The following is a 15689-nucleotide window of genomic DNA, read 5'->3' as shown; positions in this document are numbered from 1 at the left end:
CGATTCGTCAGCCACGGCGTGACAACCGTCACGCCGTGAACCGCCACCGACCCGTGAACCGCAGTGGGGCGACCACCACGAACCCGGGCCGTCGCCGCCCTGCGGACCACGCCCCGCCCGGCCGCGCCCCTGTCGCCGCCCGGCGATGCGCCGCTCGTACGGAGGTCAGTGCGCCAGGATCTTGCGCAGGAACCGCCCCGTGTGACTCTCGTCCACGAGGGCGACCTCCTCCGGCGTGCCGCTGGCAACGAGCGTGCCGCCGCGCGACCCGCCCTCGGGCCCCATGTCGATGATCCAGTCGGCGGTCTTGATGACGTCGAGGTTGTGCTCGATGACGATCACCGTGTTACCGCCGTCGACCAGCCGCCCGAGCACGCCGAGCAGCCGCCGGATGTCCTCGAAGTGCAGGCCGGTGGTCGGCTCGTCGAGCACGTAGATCGTCCGGCCGGTCTGCCGTCGCTGCAGCTCGGAGGCGAGCTTGACGCGCTGCGCCTCGCCGCCGGACAGGGTCGTGGCCGGCTGTCCGAGACGCACGTAGCCCAGGCCCACGTCGTTGAGTGTCTGCAGGTGGCGCTTGATCGCGGGGATCGCGTCGAAGAAGCCGAGGGCCTCCTCGATCGGCATGTCGAGCACCTCGGCGATCGTCTTGCCCTTGTAGTGGACCTCCAGCGTCTCCCGGTTGTAGCGGGCGCCGTGGCAGACCTCGCAGGGGACGTAGACGTCGGGCAGGAAGTTCATCTCGATCTTGATGGTGCCGTCGCCCGCGCACGCCTCGCAGCGGCCGCCCTTGACGTTGAAGCTGAAGCGCCCCGGCTGGTAGCCGCGCACCTTGGCCTCGGACGTGGCCGCGAACAGTTTCCGCACGTGGTCGAACACGCCGGTGTAGGTGGCCGGGTTGGAGCGTGGCGTGCGCCCGATGGGCGACTGGTCGACGTGAACGACCTTGTCGACCTGGTCCATGCCGTTGATCCGCGAGTGCCGCCCCGGCACCGTGCGGGCGCCGTTGAGCTCCTTGGCCAGCGCGTTGTAGAGGATGTCGTTGACCAGCGTCGACTTGCCGGAGCCCGACACGCCGGTCACCGCCGTGAACACGCCCAGCGGGAATTCGATGTCGACGCCCTGGAGGTTGTGCTCGCGCGCACCCTTGACGGTGATCTGCCGCTTCTTGTCGCGCTTTCGGCGGTTGGCGGGAATCGGGATGCTTCTGCGCCCCGACAGGTATTGCCCGGTGAGCGACCCCTCACTGGTGAGCAGGTCCTGGACCGTGCCGGAGACGACCACCTGGCCGCCGTGCTCGCCGGCGCCCGGCCCGATGTCGACGACCCAGTCGGCCGCCGCGATCGTGTCCTCGTCGTGCTCGACGACGATCAGCGTGTTGCCCATGTCGCGCAGCCTGACCAGCGTGTCGAGCAGGCGCATGTTGTCACGCTGGTGCAGGCCGATGGACGGCTCGTCGAGCACGTAAAGGACACCGACCAGGCCGGAGCCGATCTGGGTGGCCAGCCTGATGCGCTGGGCCTCGCCGCCCGCGAGGGTCGCGGCCGCGCGGTCCATGGTGAGATAGTCCAGGCCGACGTCGAGCAGGAAGCCCATGCGGGCGTTGATCTCCTTGACCACCCGCTCGGCGATCTGCATGTCGCGGTCGGACAACTTGAGCGCGGCCAGGAACTTCGCGCACTCGCCGATCGACATCGCCGCCACCTCGGCGATCGACTTCCCTGCCACCGTCACGGCGAGGGTGACCGGCTTGAGCCTGGCCCCCTTGCAGGTGGGGCACGGGATCTCCCGCATGTAGCCCTCGAACCGCTCGCGGGCCGTGTCGCTCTCCGCCTCCGCGTGCCTGCGCTGCACCCATGGGATGACGCCGTCGTAGGTCGTGTAGTAGGAGCGCTGCCTGCCGTAACGGTTGCTGTAGCGGACGTGCACCTGCTCGTCGTGGCCGTACAGCAGTGACTTCTGCGCCTTCTTCGGCAGCTTCTCCCACGACGTGTCGAGGGTGAATCCGACCGTGTGGCCGAGCGCCTCGACCAGCCTGCCGAAGTATTCGCTGGTGTGGCCGCCTGACCACGGGTGCAACGCGCCGTCGCGCAGTGTGCGCTCGGGGTCGGGCACCACCAGGTCGGGGTCGACCTCCATCTTGGTGCCCAGGCCCGTGCACTCGGGGCAGGCGCCGAACGGCGAGTTGAACGAGAACGAGCGCGGCTCCAGCTCCTCGAACGACAGGTCGTCATAGGGGCAGTAGAGGTGCTCGGAGTAGAAGCGCTCGCGGTTGGGGTCGTCTTCGGGGAGATCGACGAACTCGAGCGTGATGGTGCCGCCGGACAACTGCAACGCCGTCTCGACCGAGTCGGTCAGCCTGCGCCTGGCCGACTCCTTGACCGACAGGCGGTCGACGATGACCTCGATGTCATGCTTCTCGTACTTCTTCAGGGTGGGCGGCTCCTCCAGGCGGACGACGGTGCCGTCGACCCTGGCCCGGGCGAAGCCCTTCGTCTGCAACTCGCGGAACAACTCGGCGTATTCGCCCTTGCGGCCCCTGATGACCGGGGCGAGCACCTGAAAACGGGTGCCCTCATCGAGGTCCATCACGCGGTCGACGATCTGCTGCGGGGTCTGCCTGGCGATCGGGCGGGTGCACACCGGGCAGTGGGGCTTGCCGATGCGCGCCCACAGCAGCCTGAGGTAGTCGTAGACCTCGGTGATCGTGCCGACCGTCGAGCGGGGGTTCTTACTGGTCGCCTTCTGGTCGATCGACACCGCGGGAGACAGGCCCTCGATGAAGTCGACGTCGGGCTTGTCCATCTGACCGAGGAACTGGCGGGCATAGGCCGACAACGACTCGACATAGCGCCGCTGGCCTTCGGCGAAGATCGTGTCGAAGGCCAGGCTCGACTTCCCGGAACCGGACAGGCCGGTGAAGACGATCAGCGAGTCTCGCGGCAGGTCGAGCGAGACGTCTTTGAGGTTGTGTTCTCGTGCACCACGCACGATCAGGCGGTCTGCCACGGCGATCCCGGAGGTCGAAAGGCGGATAGGTCCACGGCGGATGGTAGACGGGGGCTCCGACAATTTCGGCGGCGCGGACTCACGTGCGAGTGACCGGCCCCCGAAACGCGTCCATCACAGGTTACGGCCATCTCCCACCTCGCAGGAGCCCTTCACCGCTCAACCTCCTGACCTGCCGCTTTCATCCCCGATCCAGTGGGGACACCTAGAAATGATGAAAAATCCTGACATGGTGGTCCTACCCGCGCTCCAAGCCGAACTCTCCGCCGCGACCAACCGGCTGCTGGCCACGGCCGCGTCGCTCAGTGACGCCGACCTGGCCGCCCCTTCCCTCCTGCCGGGCTGGACCAGGGGCCACGTGCTCGCCCACGTCGCCCAGAACGCCGGCTCCCACCTCAACCTCCTGGCCTGGGCCAGGACCGGCGTACGAACCCCGCAGTACGCCTCACTCCAGGCCAGGGCCACGGCGATCGAGGCCGCGGCCACCCGCCCGGTCGCCCGTCACCTGGCCGACCTCGAGGAGGGCGCCGCCCGCGTGGCCGCCGCGATCCGCGACATGCCGGACGAGTGCTGGTCCGCGCAGGTGGAGGGCATGCGCCCGCCGCCGCACCCCGCCTGGTACCTCCTCGTACGCCGCCTGCGCGAGATCGGCTTCCACCACGTTGACCTCGACGCCGGGTACGGCCCGGCGGACTGGCCGGAGCCGTTCGTCACCCGCGAACTCCACGACTGCCGGGCGTGCTGGCCCCGCGACGGCGGCACGGTGAGCGAAATCGTCCTCAGGAGCCAGTCGGGCGGGACCGTCGCCAGGTGGTCGCGGCTCGGCTCCGGCCCCGCCGTCGAAGGAGCCCCCGCGGCCATGCTGGCCTGGCTCACCGGCAGGTCGGGCGGCGAGGGCGTTACGCTGGTGCCCATGGGGCGGTTGTCGACACCAGACCCGGCGGCGCTTCCGGCGCCTCCGCCGTGGCTGACGGCTACGGCCCCCGCTGATCTGCCCGCGACGCCCCCGGAGGACTACCCATGACCTATACAGGTGACGTCCAGGTCGGTGGCCCCGCCGACGTGCGAGAGCTGCCCGCGCTCACGATCTCCAAGCTCGCCGTCGGCCCTTACGACAACAACGCCTATCTGCTGCGCTGCACGGAGACGGGCGAGGGCCTGCTCATCGACGCGGCCGCCGACTCCGACCGTCTGCTGGCGCTGATCGCCGACCAGCCGATCCGCGCGGTCGTCACCACGCACCAGCACCCCGACCACTGGCAGGCGCTGGAGCAGGTGATCCGGGTGACCGGGGCTCAGGCGATCGCCCATCCGCTCGACGCACCCGAGTTGCCCGTTCCGGTCGACCGCACGGTCGAGCACGGCGACACGATCACCGCCGGCGCGGTCAGCCTTGAGGTCATCCACCTGCGGGGGCACACGCCGGGGTCGATCGCGCTGCTCTACGACGGCGGCGAAGCGGGCCATCACCTTTTCACGGGAGATTCCCTGTTCCCCGGCGGCGTCGGCAACACGTGGAAGGATCCCGAGCGTTTCACCCAGCTCTACAACGACGTGGTGGAGCGCGTCTTCGACCGCCTCCCCGACGAGACCTGGGTCTATCCGGGCCACGGCAAGGACACCACGCTCAGGACCGAGCGCCCCGCGCTGCCCGAGTGGAAAGCCCGCGGCTGGTAGTCGCGCCCGCCGGGCAGGGTCAGTGCCGGGCGGCGAGCACGTGCACGATCCGCTCGGCCGCGAGGGCGGGGTCGTCGGCCAGGCCGACGAGCTCGCCCCACGACCACCGGTAGAACCACCCCTCCGAGAGGGGTACGCAGTCGACTGTCTCGGCCAGCAGGATCGTGTCGGGATCGCTGATCCGCAACGCCGGCGGATAGGACCGCAGGGTGGCGGTCAGCCCGCGTTGCTCCAGTTCCTCGGCCAGCTTGGCGAGGAAGTAGGTGCGCGTGTGCTCGCGTGGCTTGGCCGGCATGGTTCCATCACATCCGACGGAGGGCGGAAAATCCCATCAGTTGCCGATGCGCTCGGCTTCTTTGCGGAGTTCGCGCTTGTAGAAGAGCATCCGGAGCGGGATCGCCGCCACGAGCGCGATCTGCATGCTCGCACCGATCTTGATCGGCAGGTCGCCCCCTTCCGGCCAGGCGACCCAGAACGTGAGGAACGCCACGTTCACCATGATCCAACCGAGCACGACCGCCGCGAGCTGGCCCTTCGGCTTGGGATATTCGATCCGGCTGACCATCAGCCACGCCACGCCGAGCACGCCCAGCAACGCATAGATGCTCGGCTGGAACAGCAGCACGATCGAGATCACCGTCATGGCGCCCATCGGGATCGGCAGGCCCATGAAGTCGCCGCTCTTGGTCTTGACGCAGGCGAACCTGGCCAACCGCACGACCCCGGCGACCAGCACGGACGCCGCCGCGACCAGCACCGCGGTGAACGGCACCTGATCGGTGAACCCGCCCCAGATCACGACCATGAACGCGGGCGCGAACCCGAAGCTGATCACGTCGGCCAGGTTGTCGAGCTCGGCGCCCATCGCCGACGCGCGGAAGCGCCGCGCGACGAGGCCGTCGAACAGGTCGCACGTCGCCCCGATGAGCAGCAGCACGATGGCGGTGGCGAAATAGCTCGGATTGGGTACGAACGGGCCGCCGGCCATCTGGAGCTGCATGATCGCGGAGTAGGCCAGGACGCACACCGCCATGAACCCGCAGACCGCGTTGCCCAGCGAGAGGGAGTCGGCGGCGGACAGGCGGAACGCCTTGCCGACGGGGCCACGAGGCTCTTCCTCATCCGCCTGCCAGCTACCGGCGTCAGCCGCGGTCAATTCTGGTCACCCCCGCAACTGTCTTCTCTCCCACGGACACCGCAGGAGTGATCCCTTCGGGAAGGTAGATGTCGACCCGCGAACCGAACCGGATGAGCCCGATTCGCTCGCCCGGCGTGACCTTCGCGCCCGCGCTCAAGTACGGCACGATCCTGCGCGCCACCGCGCCCGCGATCTGCACCATCTCGATGTCGCCCAGCGCGGTCTCGAAATGCCACACCACGCGCTCGTTCTGGTCGCTGTCCTTGTTGAACGCCGGCAAGAACCCACCTGGCACATGCTGCACGGATGTGACATTTCCCGCAAGGGGGGCTCGATTGACGTGAACGTTCAGCGGGCTCATGAAGACCGCGATCCGGGTGCGGCCGTCCGGCCACGGGTCGATGCTCTGCACCACGCCGTCGGCGGGCGACAGGATGCGTCCCTGACCTGGCGTGCGCTCAGGGTCGCGGAAGAACCAGAGCATGCCCCCGGTGAGCGCGCCCAGCGGCACCGCCGCGAGCGCCCATCGCCGGTCTCTGCGCGTCAACAACGCGGCGGCGGCCGCCGCGGCCGCTGTGGGGAAGAGCCACGGGGAGACCCCGCGTGCGAGCCTGACAGATTTTGCGCGGCTCGACTTGGCAGAATCGGACACGTACAACCTTTGGTGGTGGACTGGACTGGGCGCTTTGCTGTGACGTTACAAAGCTAGCAACTATGACACAGCGCAACTACACAAGCAAAGCGCCACGAAGCCCAACAGCTAGACCTGCTCTGAATGAGCCGCCTCGCCCTTGCGCGTGTCCATACGGGCCTTGACCAGGCTCGCCACGGTGGTGATGACCATGGTTGCACCGATGACCGAGAGCGACACCCAGATAGGAATTTCGGGCGCCCAGGAGACATGGCTGGCGTGCAAGGCCTCCATAACCAGCTTAACCCCGATGAACCCGAGGATGAACGCCAAACCATAGCTGATGTAGACGAGCCGCTGCAGAAGCCCACCGAGGAGGAAGTACAGCTGACGCAGCCCCATCAGGGCGAACGCGTTGGCCGTGAAGACGATGAACGGATCCTTGGTGAGCCCGAAGATGGCGGGGATCGAGTCGAGCGCGAACAACAGGTCGGTGCTCCCGATCGCGACCATCACGATGAGCATCGGCGTCACCATGCGCCTGCCGTCGATCTTGACGGTGACCTTCGACCCGACATACCCCTCGGTCGTGGGGAACGCCCCGCGAACCCACCGGAGCAGGATGTTCTCCTTGACCTCTTCCTCTTTGCCCCTGAGGTGGTCACGGACGATGTTGAGCGCGGTGTAGATGAGGAAGGCGCCGAACACGTAGAAGAGCCAGCTGAACCGCTGGAGCGCGGCGGCGCCGAGCGCGATGAAGATGCCGCGCATGACGAGCGCGAGGACGATGCCGACGAGCAGAACCTTGTGCTGGTAGGCCCGCGGCACGGCGAACCTGCCCATGATGATGAAAAAGACGAAAAGATTGTCGACGCTGAGGCTGTATTCGGTGATGTAGCCGGCGAAGAACTCACCCGCCTTGTCGCCGCCGTACGTGGTCCACAACAGGACACCGAACGCCGCGGCCAGAGCGACGTAGAACGTCACCCAGTAGCCGGCCTGCCGCATGGAGAACTCACGGGCTTCGCCGCGGTCGACGATCCACAGATCAACGGCCAGCACAACAAGAAGACCGCCGATCACGGCGATCCAGGCCCACGCGGGTACGCTCACTCAAAGCCTCCGGCATACACGAATCATTGCCGGAGGTCTCTCCCGCCCGCATCAACCTGCGGACCGGCAGCCCCGGGGGCCCCGTGGAGCGGGGCTGCACCGTGATGACGAGGCTGTCGCGAAGGGATACTCCCCTCCCTAACCCAGGCAGTATACGAGAACGCCCTGAGCCCGCCTAATCATCCTTGGGATCCTCCCCTCCATAGACGGTCAGCACGCTCCGCACGGCGTCGTCCTCGCCGGGCATCTCCCGCCCCCGCCGCCCGGCCTCCGCGGCGAGCGCCTGCGCGGTTCCCGGTTCTGCGAGCAGCTTCCGTACGGCCCTCCGCAACCCCTCCACGTCCCCATAGGGGACCAGAATTCCAGCGTTGCCCAGGATCTCTGGAATGCCACCGACATCGGACGCGATCGCCGGCGTGCCCGTCATCAGCGACTCCCGCAGGGTCAGCGGCTGCCCTTCCCAGCGGCTCGGCATCACCAGGGCGTCGGCGGCATGCAACAGGTCGGGCACATCCTCCCGGTGCCCCAGCAACCTCACGGGAAGGCGTTCCGCGTCGATCCTCCGCCGCAGTTCCACGCGCAGGGGCCCGTCACCCGCCACCACGAACAGGGGCACCCTCGCGCCACCGCGTACGCCACCCGCTGCCGACGGCCCCGCTGCATGGCCCTCCTCCCACGGCCCGGCTGCGACGTCGAGCAGCGTCTCGAGTCCCTTCTGCTGGGCGAGCCTGGCGACGGTCAGCAGGATCGGCCGTTCGCCGGCGTCCAGTTCGTTCCTGACCTCCTGGGGTGTGCGCCTGGCCGGCCCCGGCACGGGCGCGGGCACCACCGCGGCCCGCACGTCCCTGGCACCGAGCCGCGCCATCCGCGTGCCCAAGTCGGGCGACACCACGACGACCTGCCCGGCGCCCCTGGCCACGAGCCGCTCCAGCACCCCGTAGACGGCCCCGACGAAGCCTGCGGTGGTCAGCGCGTTGTGCAGCGTGACCACCAGCCTGGGCGCGCTTCTCCCCCGCCCACCGGCCTTCCCCGGGTGTCCCGCTCCCCGCGAGCCCGGACGGTCCGCCCCGCCCGGCTCCACCACCGTTTCAGAGCTCCCGCCTGGACCTGCGGCCGCATCCGGCGCCGCCACCGTTCCGGAGCTCCCGCCGAAACCGGTGGTCGCACCCGGCGCCGCCACCGCATCCGGGCCTGCCGCAGTGCCTCGCCTGGCCAAGGTGCCCGGCCTGGCCAGGGCGGCGAGTGCCCCGGCCCGCAACCCGTGGGCGTGCACCACGTCCGCGTCGCGCGTCAGCCGCCTGATCGCCAGCACCGCGCGCAGGTCGTTGACCGGATGCGGCCGATCGGCGACGGCGACCTCCACGAAACGCGCACCGGCCCCGGCGTACGAGAACTGCTCCTCCACGCTGCGTGGGCCGAGCACGAGCACCCGGTGCCCCCGCCGCACCAACCCCTCAACCAACATCAGGACATGCCGCCCGGTGCCTCCGGACGTGGTGCCCAGTACGAAAGTCACCCGCACGACCCTCTCCTTCCTCGCCCGACCCGCACAACACCGCGCCTCGCGCAACCGGCGCACCGCCACCATGCCCGCCGGTCACGTCCGCCTGCGCCGCAGCAGCTCGGCGACTGCCGCGGCGTCGGGCCGGTCCGCCAGGGCCACGACCGCGACGCCCACGGCCAGCGCCACGGCCGCCGCCACCGCCGCGGCCCCCAGGCTCGCCCAGCCGCCGACCCAGTCCAGCCATCCAGCCACGGATGCCCCCGCCAGGTAACCCAACACCCCACCGGCAGCGGCGGCGCCGACGGCCCTGGCGAGCCCCGCCACGGCGCCGCGCCCCCGCGCCTGCACGACCGAAACGAGCAGCAGCGCCCCGCCCACGCTCATGCCCACGCTCATGCCGAGCGCCATCCCGCCGATCTTCCACCCTTCGGGCAGCAGCAGCACGAAGACGACCTGCGCGGCCATCACCACCATCCACCCCGCCACGGTGCCGGTGGCGGCCGCCCGGCCACGGCCGGCCGCGTACAGCACCCGGCTCGCGTGCGCGATGAGCCCGTATCCCACCAGACCGGGCGCGAACAGCGCGATCGCCGCGGCCAGCTGAGGCGCGGGCACCTCGCTCCTGGCTCCGAGGAACACCACGGCCCCCGGTCCTGAGGCGGCGGCCAGCACCCCGGCGGCCAGCCCTGACACCAGCACCACGGCCCGCGTCGTGCGCGCGGCGAGCGCCGAGAACGCCTCCGGGTCGCCGGCCTGCGCGGACAGCCGGGGGAACGCGCTGGTGGCGATGGGCACGGCCAGCACGGCGTACGGCATCAGGTAGATCGCCCACGCGTAGTTGTAGATGGTGATGGCGCCGTTGCCGATCGCGTTGTTCGACAGCAGCAGCACCACGATCATGGCAGCCTGCTGGGCGAGGAGGGCCGCGATCCCGGCCAGGGCGAGCCTGCGCACCTGCACGGCCACGCCGCTGGGGAAACGTAAGGTGGGCCGCCACCGCAAGCCCAGCCGGGCCACGGGGCCGGCCACGGCCAGCACCAGGGACAGCACGCCGAGGCTCGTGCCGATCGACAGCGCCAGCTCGGCCGCCCGCGGCACCTCAGCGGGATCGCGGACCCCGGTGCTGAGCGGCACGAACAGCAGGTAGGCCACGATGACCACGATGCTGGACACCAGGGGCGCGACCGCGGGCCCGGCGAAGCGCTTGTGCGACTGCAGCACGCCGTAGAGCACGACGGCGACGCCGTACAGGGGGATCTGGGGGGCGAAGACGACCAGCATCCGGGTGGCGACGGCCGTCACAGCGCCGGCGTCGCAGTCGTTGTCGATGACGTCGCCGAAGAACAGCCCGGTGATCGGCTCGGCGAGCAGCGCGGTGAGCACGCCCAGCGGGACGAGCACGACGACCACCCACGTCAGCAGCGCCGAGCTGATCCACCCGGCCCGCTCGCCGGGCCCGCCGTCGTCAGCCGCGTCCGCGCCGCGCCCGGACGCCCCCGCGAGGACGGGAACGACCATCCCCGCCAGGGCGCCGCCGACGACCACCTCGAACACGATGTTGGGGATCTGGTTGGCCGTCATGTAGGCGGTGGACAGGCAGTTGGTGCCGACCGTCTGTGCGAAGGCATATTGCTTGGCGAAGCCGGCGATGCGTGCCAGCACCGTGAGCGCCCCGATGAGCAGGGCCCCGCCGGCAACGCCCCGCGCCGTCACCACCCGCACGCCGCCTCCCCGCGCACGATCATGCTTACGCAGACATCCTGGCAGGTCGTACCGACAGAAGGCGGGTCACGCGGGGCCGACGGGACGGCGGCCCATCATGTCGAGACGATTGAGCACCGGGTTTCCGGCGATGACCTTGGTAAAGCTGATCTTCTCCGCGGCCGCGGTCAGGGCCACGACGGTGCCGAGCAGGACGTAGCGGCCTGGCCTGCCGAGCTTAGTCACCGCTGCGAGCCCGAGCAGCGCGCCCAGGGAGTTGGCGCCGGCGTCGCCGAGCATGGCGCGCTCGCCGAGGTCGTCGGGCAGCAGCGCGGCCGCGGCCCCGAGCGGGACGGCGGCGAGCGCCGCGGCGGCGGGCGAGTCACGCAGGACCGAGGCGGCGAGCAGCGGCCCGCCGGCGAGCAGGCCGACCTTGATGGCGCGGCCCGGGCGCAGGTCGAAGAGGTTGGCGAGGTTGGCTGCGCCGGCGATGGCCGCACCGTTGACCAGGGTGTCGGCGGGGCCGTCGGAGACGAGGGCGGCGGCGCCGAGGCCGGTGGCGCCGATGCCGAGGATCTTGACGGCTCCGCTGGTGACCTCGCCGCGGGCCAGCGCGGTCAGGTGCCCCTTGAAGCCCTTGGAGGCCGTGGTGCCGTAGAGGTCGTCGTAGGCGCCGAGCGCGCCGCTGCCGGCGCCCGCGAGCAGCGCGGCGGCGCGTACGCGACCGGGGATGCCGGGCGTGAGCGCGGCGGCGGCGCCCGCGCCGGCGACGAACGCGGGGCCTTCCAGCAGGGTGATGGGCTCGCCGCGGTGGTTCTTGCGCGTCCACCGGCCGCTCAGCTCGGCCGGCCGGTTGCGGGTGAACGCGGTGTAGGCGGCGCGGGCGGCGACGGCGCCGATCGCGGCTCCTGCTAGGGCGTAGAGCAGGCCACGGGCCCGGCTCGCAGGCATGTCAGCTCCCTGACTCGCTGGTGGGGGATGGAGTGGCGGACGGCACCGCCGGCATGGGGGCCGACGCCCCGATGCCCACGCCATAGTGACCGGAGCGCCCGGCCAGCTGCTCCTGGAGAGACTGGACGATCACGACGCGCCCCAGCGGCATGTCGCCCGCGTCGACGGTGGTGACGCGCTTGGCGATGTCGCTGTCGTCGCGGGCGTGGCCGATCGGGTCGCCGGGGACGGCGGTGGCGGCGGCCGGGCCTCCGGCGAGCACCGTGCCCTTGCCGCCCACGTCGAGCGCGTCGGCCATCGAGGCGATCGCCCCCGCCTGGGCCTCCGCGTTCTCCCCTTCGAACGGCTTCTCCGGCGCGAGCACCACGACGAGCGTGGCCCGCTTGCCGGGGTCGCCGTCGACGCTGAGCAGCCCTCCCGTCTCGAAGGCGCTCAGCACCTCGGTGGTGGCGGCATTGGGGGTGCCGACCTGGGCGGGATCGGAAGTGACCAGGGCGGCGGAGAGCAATGTGGCAGCGCGGTTCCAGGCGGTGGCGGTCTCGGGGAACATCATGTTGGCCGGTTTGAGCTGGTTGACCAGGCCGTCGAGGACGCCGGTGCCCTTGGGATCGAGGAACTTCTCCGTCAGCGTGACGCGCCCGGAGATCTCCGCGCCCGCCTGGCCGAGCACCTGCTGCGCCGCCTCGCGGATCGTGGTGCTGGAGCCGGGCGTCTCGATGAGGAGCACGCTCTGCCCGGCCAGGTCGCCCGCCACGATGTCGGGCGTCATGGAGGTGATGAGCGCGTCGTTGGCGGCCGCACGGCCCTGGAGCGTGTCGATCTGCGTCCTCAGCTCCTTATTGCCCTCAGTGAGCTGCGCCGTCCACTCCTGCGCCGACTTGACCGCGGGCTCCTGCAACAGCGTGGTGCCCAGCACGATCCCCACCGCCAGCGCCAGGAAGACCGCGACGATGGAGACGAGGTGGTAACGAAAATCGATCACGAGAAGAGTCCGACCAGCCAGAAGATGAATGCGTTCCAGACGTCTTGCAGGCCGTTCAGCCAGGTCTGGCCGATCGGCGAGAGGAAGAGCGCGACCCCCATGGTGATCAGCGCGGTGATCGCCAGCAGGAGGAGCTGCGGGGTGGTGATGCGGCTGCGGTAGAGCCTGCTCACGCCTTTGGCGTCGATGAGCTTGCTGCCGATGATCAAGCGGGTGAGGAAGGTGCTGGCCATGCCGGGACGGCCCTTGTCGAGGAACTCCTCCAGCGTGCCGTGGGTGCCGACCGCGACGATCAGCTCGGCGCCCTTGTCGTCGGCCAGGAGCATCGCGATGTCCTCGCTGGTGCCGGTGGCGGGGAAGATCACGGCTTCGCGGCCCAGCTGGTGGACACGCTCGAGCCCGGGGGCCCGGCCGTCGCGGTAGGCGTGCACGACGAGCTCGGCACCGCAGGTCAGGGCCTTGGTGGAGACCGAGTCGAAGTCGCCGACGATCACGTCGGGCTGGTAGCCGGCGTCCAGCAGCGCGTCGGCGCCGCCGTCGACGCCGACGAGCACCGGACGGTATTCGCGGATGTAGGGCCGCAGCGTGGCGATGTCTTCTCTGTAGTGGTAGCCCCGCACCACGATGAGGACGTGCCTGCCCTCCATGGAGGTGCGGATCTCGGGCACGCCGACGCCTTCGATGAGGAGCCTGCCCTCACCGCGTACGTATTCCATGGTGTTGACGGCGAACGCCTCGATCTGGACGGCCAGCCCCGCGCGTGCCTCGGCCATGGCGGCCTCGACCGTCTCGACGCTCTGCTCGTCGCCCTTGCCGACGATGTCGTCGTCGAGGTAGACGACGCCGTCGCAGACCCGGACGACGTCGCCGTCCTTGACCCGCTCGAACAACTCCTGGTTGGCGTTGTCGATGAACGGAACGCCAGCTTCCAGCAGAATCTGCGGCCCCAGGTTGGGATAGCGGCCACTGATGCCGGCGGCGGTGTTGACCACGGCCGCAGCCTCGCATGCGACAAGAGCCTCCGCGCTGACCCGGTCTACGTCGACATGGTCGATGATCGCAATTTCCCCCGGCTGGAGGCGTTTGGTGAGCCTCTTGGTCCGCCGGTCGATTCTCGCCACTGCCGTCACACCGGGAAGGCTCTCGGCCTTCCAACCGCGGAGGCCCGGCATCCTGCTCCCCGGAACCTTCATCATGACCATCCTGCCAGAGAGAAACCGTGCAGGGGCCACGCATGACGCGGCGTGTCCACTATGTCACCCAGGATCACCTGTCGGCCGCGGCGAGCCCCAGCAGTTCCTCGGCGTGCGCGCGGCCCAGTTCGGAGTCCTCCAGACCCGCCAGCATGCGGGAGAGCTCACGCACCCGCCCCTCGTGGTCGAGCGCCACGACCCCGCTGCGCACGACGCTGCCGTCGCTCGCCTTCTCGACCACCAGATGCTGGTCGGCGAAGGCCGCCACCTGCGGCAGGTGGGTGACCACGATCACCTGCGCGGTGCGGGCCAGCCGGGCGAGGCGGCGCCCGATCTCGACCGCGGCCTTGCCGCCGACGCCCGCGTCGACCTCGTCGAACACGAACGTCGGCACCGGATCCGCGCCGGCGAACACCACTTCGATCGCGAGCATCACCCGGCTCAGCTCGCCGCCGGACGCTCCCTTGTTGAGCGGCAGCGGCGGCGCGGCCGGATGGGCGGCCATCCGCAGCTCCACCTCGTCGCGGCCCTCGGGGCCGAACTCCTCGCTCTGGCCGAGCTGGACGACGACCTTGGCGTGCGGCATGGCCAGCGCCGTCAGCTCCTCGGTCACGGCCTGGCCGAACCGCTCGGCGGCGGCCTGGCGCACCTCGGTGAGCTCGGCCGCCAGTTCGGTGAGCCGGTCGGTCAGCTCGTCGCACTCGCGGGTCAGCTCGTCGATGCGCTCGTCGTCGCCTTCGAGCTCGGACAGGCGGGCGGCGGCCCGCTGGGCCCAGGCCAGCACCCCGGCGCTGTCCTCGCCGTACTTGCGGATCAGGCCGGACAGCACCGACCTGCGTTCCTGCACCGCCGCCAGCCGCGCGGGGTCCGCCTCGATCGACTCCGCGTACGCCGCCAGGTCGGTGGCCACGTCGGAGATCAGGTAGCCGGCCTCGGCCAGCCGGTCGGCCACACCGGCGAGCTGGGCGTCGAAGTCGCGCACCGCCTCCACCGCCGACTTCGCCTCGCCGAGCAGCGAGACCACGTCGTGCGGGCCGCCCGCGGCCTCCATCGGGTCGCCGAGCAGCGCCGTGTGCGCCGTGGTGGCGGCGCTGCGCAGCGCGTCGGCGTGCGAGAGCCGCTCCTCCTCGCCGCGCAGCTCGGCGTCCTCGCCCGGTTTGGGGTCGACCTTCTCGATCTCCTCCAGCCCGAAGCGGAGCATGTCGGCCTCCTGCGCCCGCTCCCTGGCCCTGGTGGTCAGCTCCTCGAGCAGCGCGGTGACGTTCTTGTGCCGTTTGTACGCCTGCGTGTAGGCCCGCAGCGGCTTGACCAGCTCGTCGCCGGCGTAACGGTCGAGCGCCGCGCGCTGCCGGGTCGCCTGGAGCAGCCGCTGCTGGTCCATCTGCCCGTGCACCGCCACCAGGTCGTCGGCGAGGTAGGTCAGGGTGCCGACGGGCACCGTGCGCCCGCCGAGCCAGGCCCTTGACCTGCCTTCCGCGGAGACGACGCGCGAGATGATCAGCGTGCCGTCCTCGACCTCGCCACCGATGTCCTCCACCTGCTGAGCGACGTGACCGCCCGGCTGGACGACGAGCGTGCCCTCGACGGTCGCCTTGTCGGCCCCCGGCCGGATGCGCGAAGGATCGGCCCGGCCGCCGAACAGCAGGCCGAGCCCGGTGACGACCATCGTCTTGCCCGCGCCGGTCTCGCCGGTGACCACGTTGAAGCCCGGCGAGAGCTCGAGAACGGCCTCATCGATGACGCCGAGCCCCTGGATGCGGACCTCCTCGACCCTTGGTCGCACTGCCCACTCC

Annotated in this window: 13 protein-coding genes; 2 read left to right on the top strand and 11 right to left on the bottom strand. The window is 70.4% G+C overall.

Translation table 11 applies throughout. The features are described from left to right. Nucleotides 1-165: 165 nt before the first annotated feature. On the bottom strand, nucleotides 166-3006 hold the full coding sequence (gene uvrA / locus ABGB01_RS06530) for an excinuclease ABC subunit UvrA (RefSeq protein WP_347771312.1): 2841 nt from the start codon (nucleotides 3004-3006) through the stop codon (nucleotides 166-168). A 229-nt stretch (nucleotides 3007-3235) separates the two neighbouring features. On the opposite strand from uvrA, the gene ABGB01_RS06525 reads away from it, so the two are divergent. Together ABGB01_RS06525 and ABGB01_RS06520 are read left to right on the top strand one after the other, a co-directional pair. After that, nucleotides 3236-4030, top strand: coding sequence for a maleylpyruvate isomerase family mycothiol-dependent enzyme (locus ABGB01_RS06525; RefSeq protein ID WP_347771310.1), 795 nt, complete (start codon nucleotides 3236-3238; stop codon nucleotides 4028-4030). Further along, nucleotides 4027-4683 (top strand): MBL fold metallo-hydrolase, encoded by a 657-nt coding sequence (locus tag ABGB01_RS06520; RefSeq protein ID WP_347771308.1) that lies wholly within the window; start codon nucleotides 4027-4029, stop codon nucleotides 4681-4683. The genes ABGB01_RS06525 and ABGB01_RS06520 overlap by 4 nt, the downstream gene beginning before the upstream one ends. Nucleotides 4684-4702: 19 nt before the next feature. Here the strand turns inward: ABGB01_RS06520 and ABGB01_RS06515 are convergent, their stop codons facing one another. The 10 genes from ABGB01_RS06515 to recN form a co-directional block, all read right to left on the bottom strand. After that, nucleotides 4703-4978 carry a hypothetical protein gene (locus ABGB01_RS06515; RefSeq protein ID WP_347771306.1) on the bottom strand — a complete coding sequence of 92 codons (276 nt, stop codon included), beginning with the start codon at nucleotides 4976-4978 and terminating at the stop codon, nucleotides 4703-4705. Between the two features lie 36 nt (nucleotides 4979-5014). Next, nucleotides 5015-5839: a CDP-diacylglycerol--serine O-phosphatidyltransferase gene (pssA, locus tag ABGB01_RS06510; RefSeq protein ID WP_347622288.1), complete on the bottom strand. Its 825-nt coding sequence runs from the start codon at nucleotides 5837-5839 to the stop codon at nucleotides 5015-5017. Continuing rightward, the gene (locus tag ABGB01_RS06505; RefSeq protein ID WP_347771304.1) at nucleotides 5826-6479 is read right to left on the bottom strand and encodes a phosphatidylserine decarboxylase; all 654 of its coding nucleotides are present in this window, start codon (nucleotides 6477-6479) and stop codon (nucleotides 5826-5828) included. Before ABGB01_RS06505 ends, pssA begins: the two co-directional genes overlap by 14 nt. A gap of 102 nt (nucleotides 6480-6581) precedes the next feature. Beyond that, nucleotides 6582-7565: a TerC family protein gene (locus ABGB01_RS06500; protein WP_347771302.1), complete on the bottom strand. Its 984-nt coding sequence runs from the start codon at nucleotides 7563-7565 to the stop codon at nucleotides 6582-6584. 175 nt (nucleotides 7566-7740) lie between these two features. Further along, entirely contained in the window at nucleotides 7741-9081 is a 1341-nt protein-coding gene (locus ABGB01_RS06495) for a glycosyltransferase family 4 protein (protein WP_347771300.1), read from the bottom strand. 81 nt (nucleotides 9082-9162) lie between these two features. Next, nucleotides 9163-10791 (bottom strand): lipid II flippase MurJ, encoded by a 1629-nt coding sequence (locus ABGB01_RS06490; RefSeq protein ID WP_347771298.1) that lies wholly within the window; start codon nucleotides 10789-10791, stop codon nucleotides 9163-9165. Between the two features lie 66 nt (nucleotides 10792-10857). Then, entirely contained in the window at nucleotides 10858-11721 is an 864-nt protein-coding gene (locus ABGB01_RS06485) for a hypothetical protein (RefSeq protein ID WP_347771296.1), read from the bottom strand. Nucleotide 11722: 1 nt separating this feature from the next. Next, nucleotides 11723-12703 (bottom strand): copper transporter, encoded by a 981-nt coding sequence (locus tag ABGB01_RS06480; protein ID WP_347771294.1) that lies wholly within the window; start codon nucleotides 12701-12703, stop codon nucleotides 11723-11725. Beyond that, a complete protein-coding gene (gene steA, locus ABGB01_RS06475; protein WP_347772087.1) occupies nucleotides 12700-13896 on the bottom strand; it encodes a putative cytokinetic ring protein SteA in 1197 nt (398 codons plus the stop codon). The genes ABGB01_RS06480 and steA overlap by 4 nt, the downstream gene beginning before the upstream one ends. A gap of 73 nt (nucleotides 13897-13969) precedes the next feature. Beyond that, nucleotides 13970-15679: a DNA repair protein RecN gene (gene recN / locus ABGB01_RS06470; RefSeq protein WP_347771292.1), complete on the bottom strand. Its 1710-nt coding sequence runs from the start codon at nucleotides 15677-15679 to the stop codon at nucleotides 13970-13972. Between the last annotated feature and the right edge of the window lie 10 nt (nucleotides 15680-15689).

Origin of the sequence: Nonomuraea sp. B5E05 (genome assembly GCF_039880665.1) — a bacterium.
GTDB lineage: Bacteria > Actinomycetota > Actinomycetes > Streptosporangiales > Streptosporangiaceae > Nonomuraea.
This window is presented reverse-complemented; position numbering and strand designations above follow the sequence as displayed.

What these genes read in the sequence shown, in the direction of transcription:
- ABGB01_RS06520 (WP_347771308.1), top strand. Translation starts at nt 4,027, where the DNA reads ATGACCTATACAGGTGACGTCCAGGTCGGTGGCCCCGCCGACGTGCGA.
- steA (WP_347772087.1), bottom strand. Translation starts at nt 13,896, where the DNA reads ATGAAGGTTCCGGGGAGCAGGATGCCGGGCCTCCGCGGTTGGAAGGCC.
- ABGB01_RS06525 (WP_347771310.1), top strand. Translation starts at nt 3,236, where the DNA reads ATGGTGGTCCTACCCGCGCTCCAAGCCGAACTCTCCGCCGCGACCAAC.
- ABGB01_RS06485 (WP_347771296.1), bottom strand. Translation starts at nt 11,721, where the DNA reads ATGCCTGCGAGCCGGGCCCGTGGCCTGCTCTACGCCCTAGCAGGAGCC.
- ABGB01_RS06515 (WP_347771306.1), bottom strand. Translation starts at nt 4,978, where the DNA reads ATGCCGGCCAAGCCACGCGAGCACACGCGCACCTACTTCCTCGCCAAG.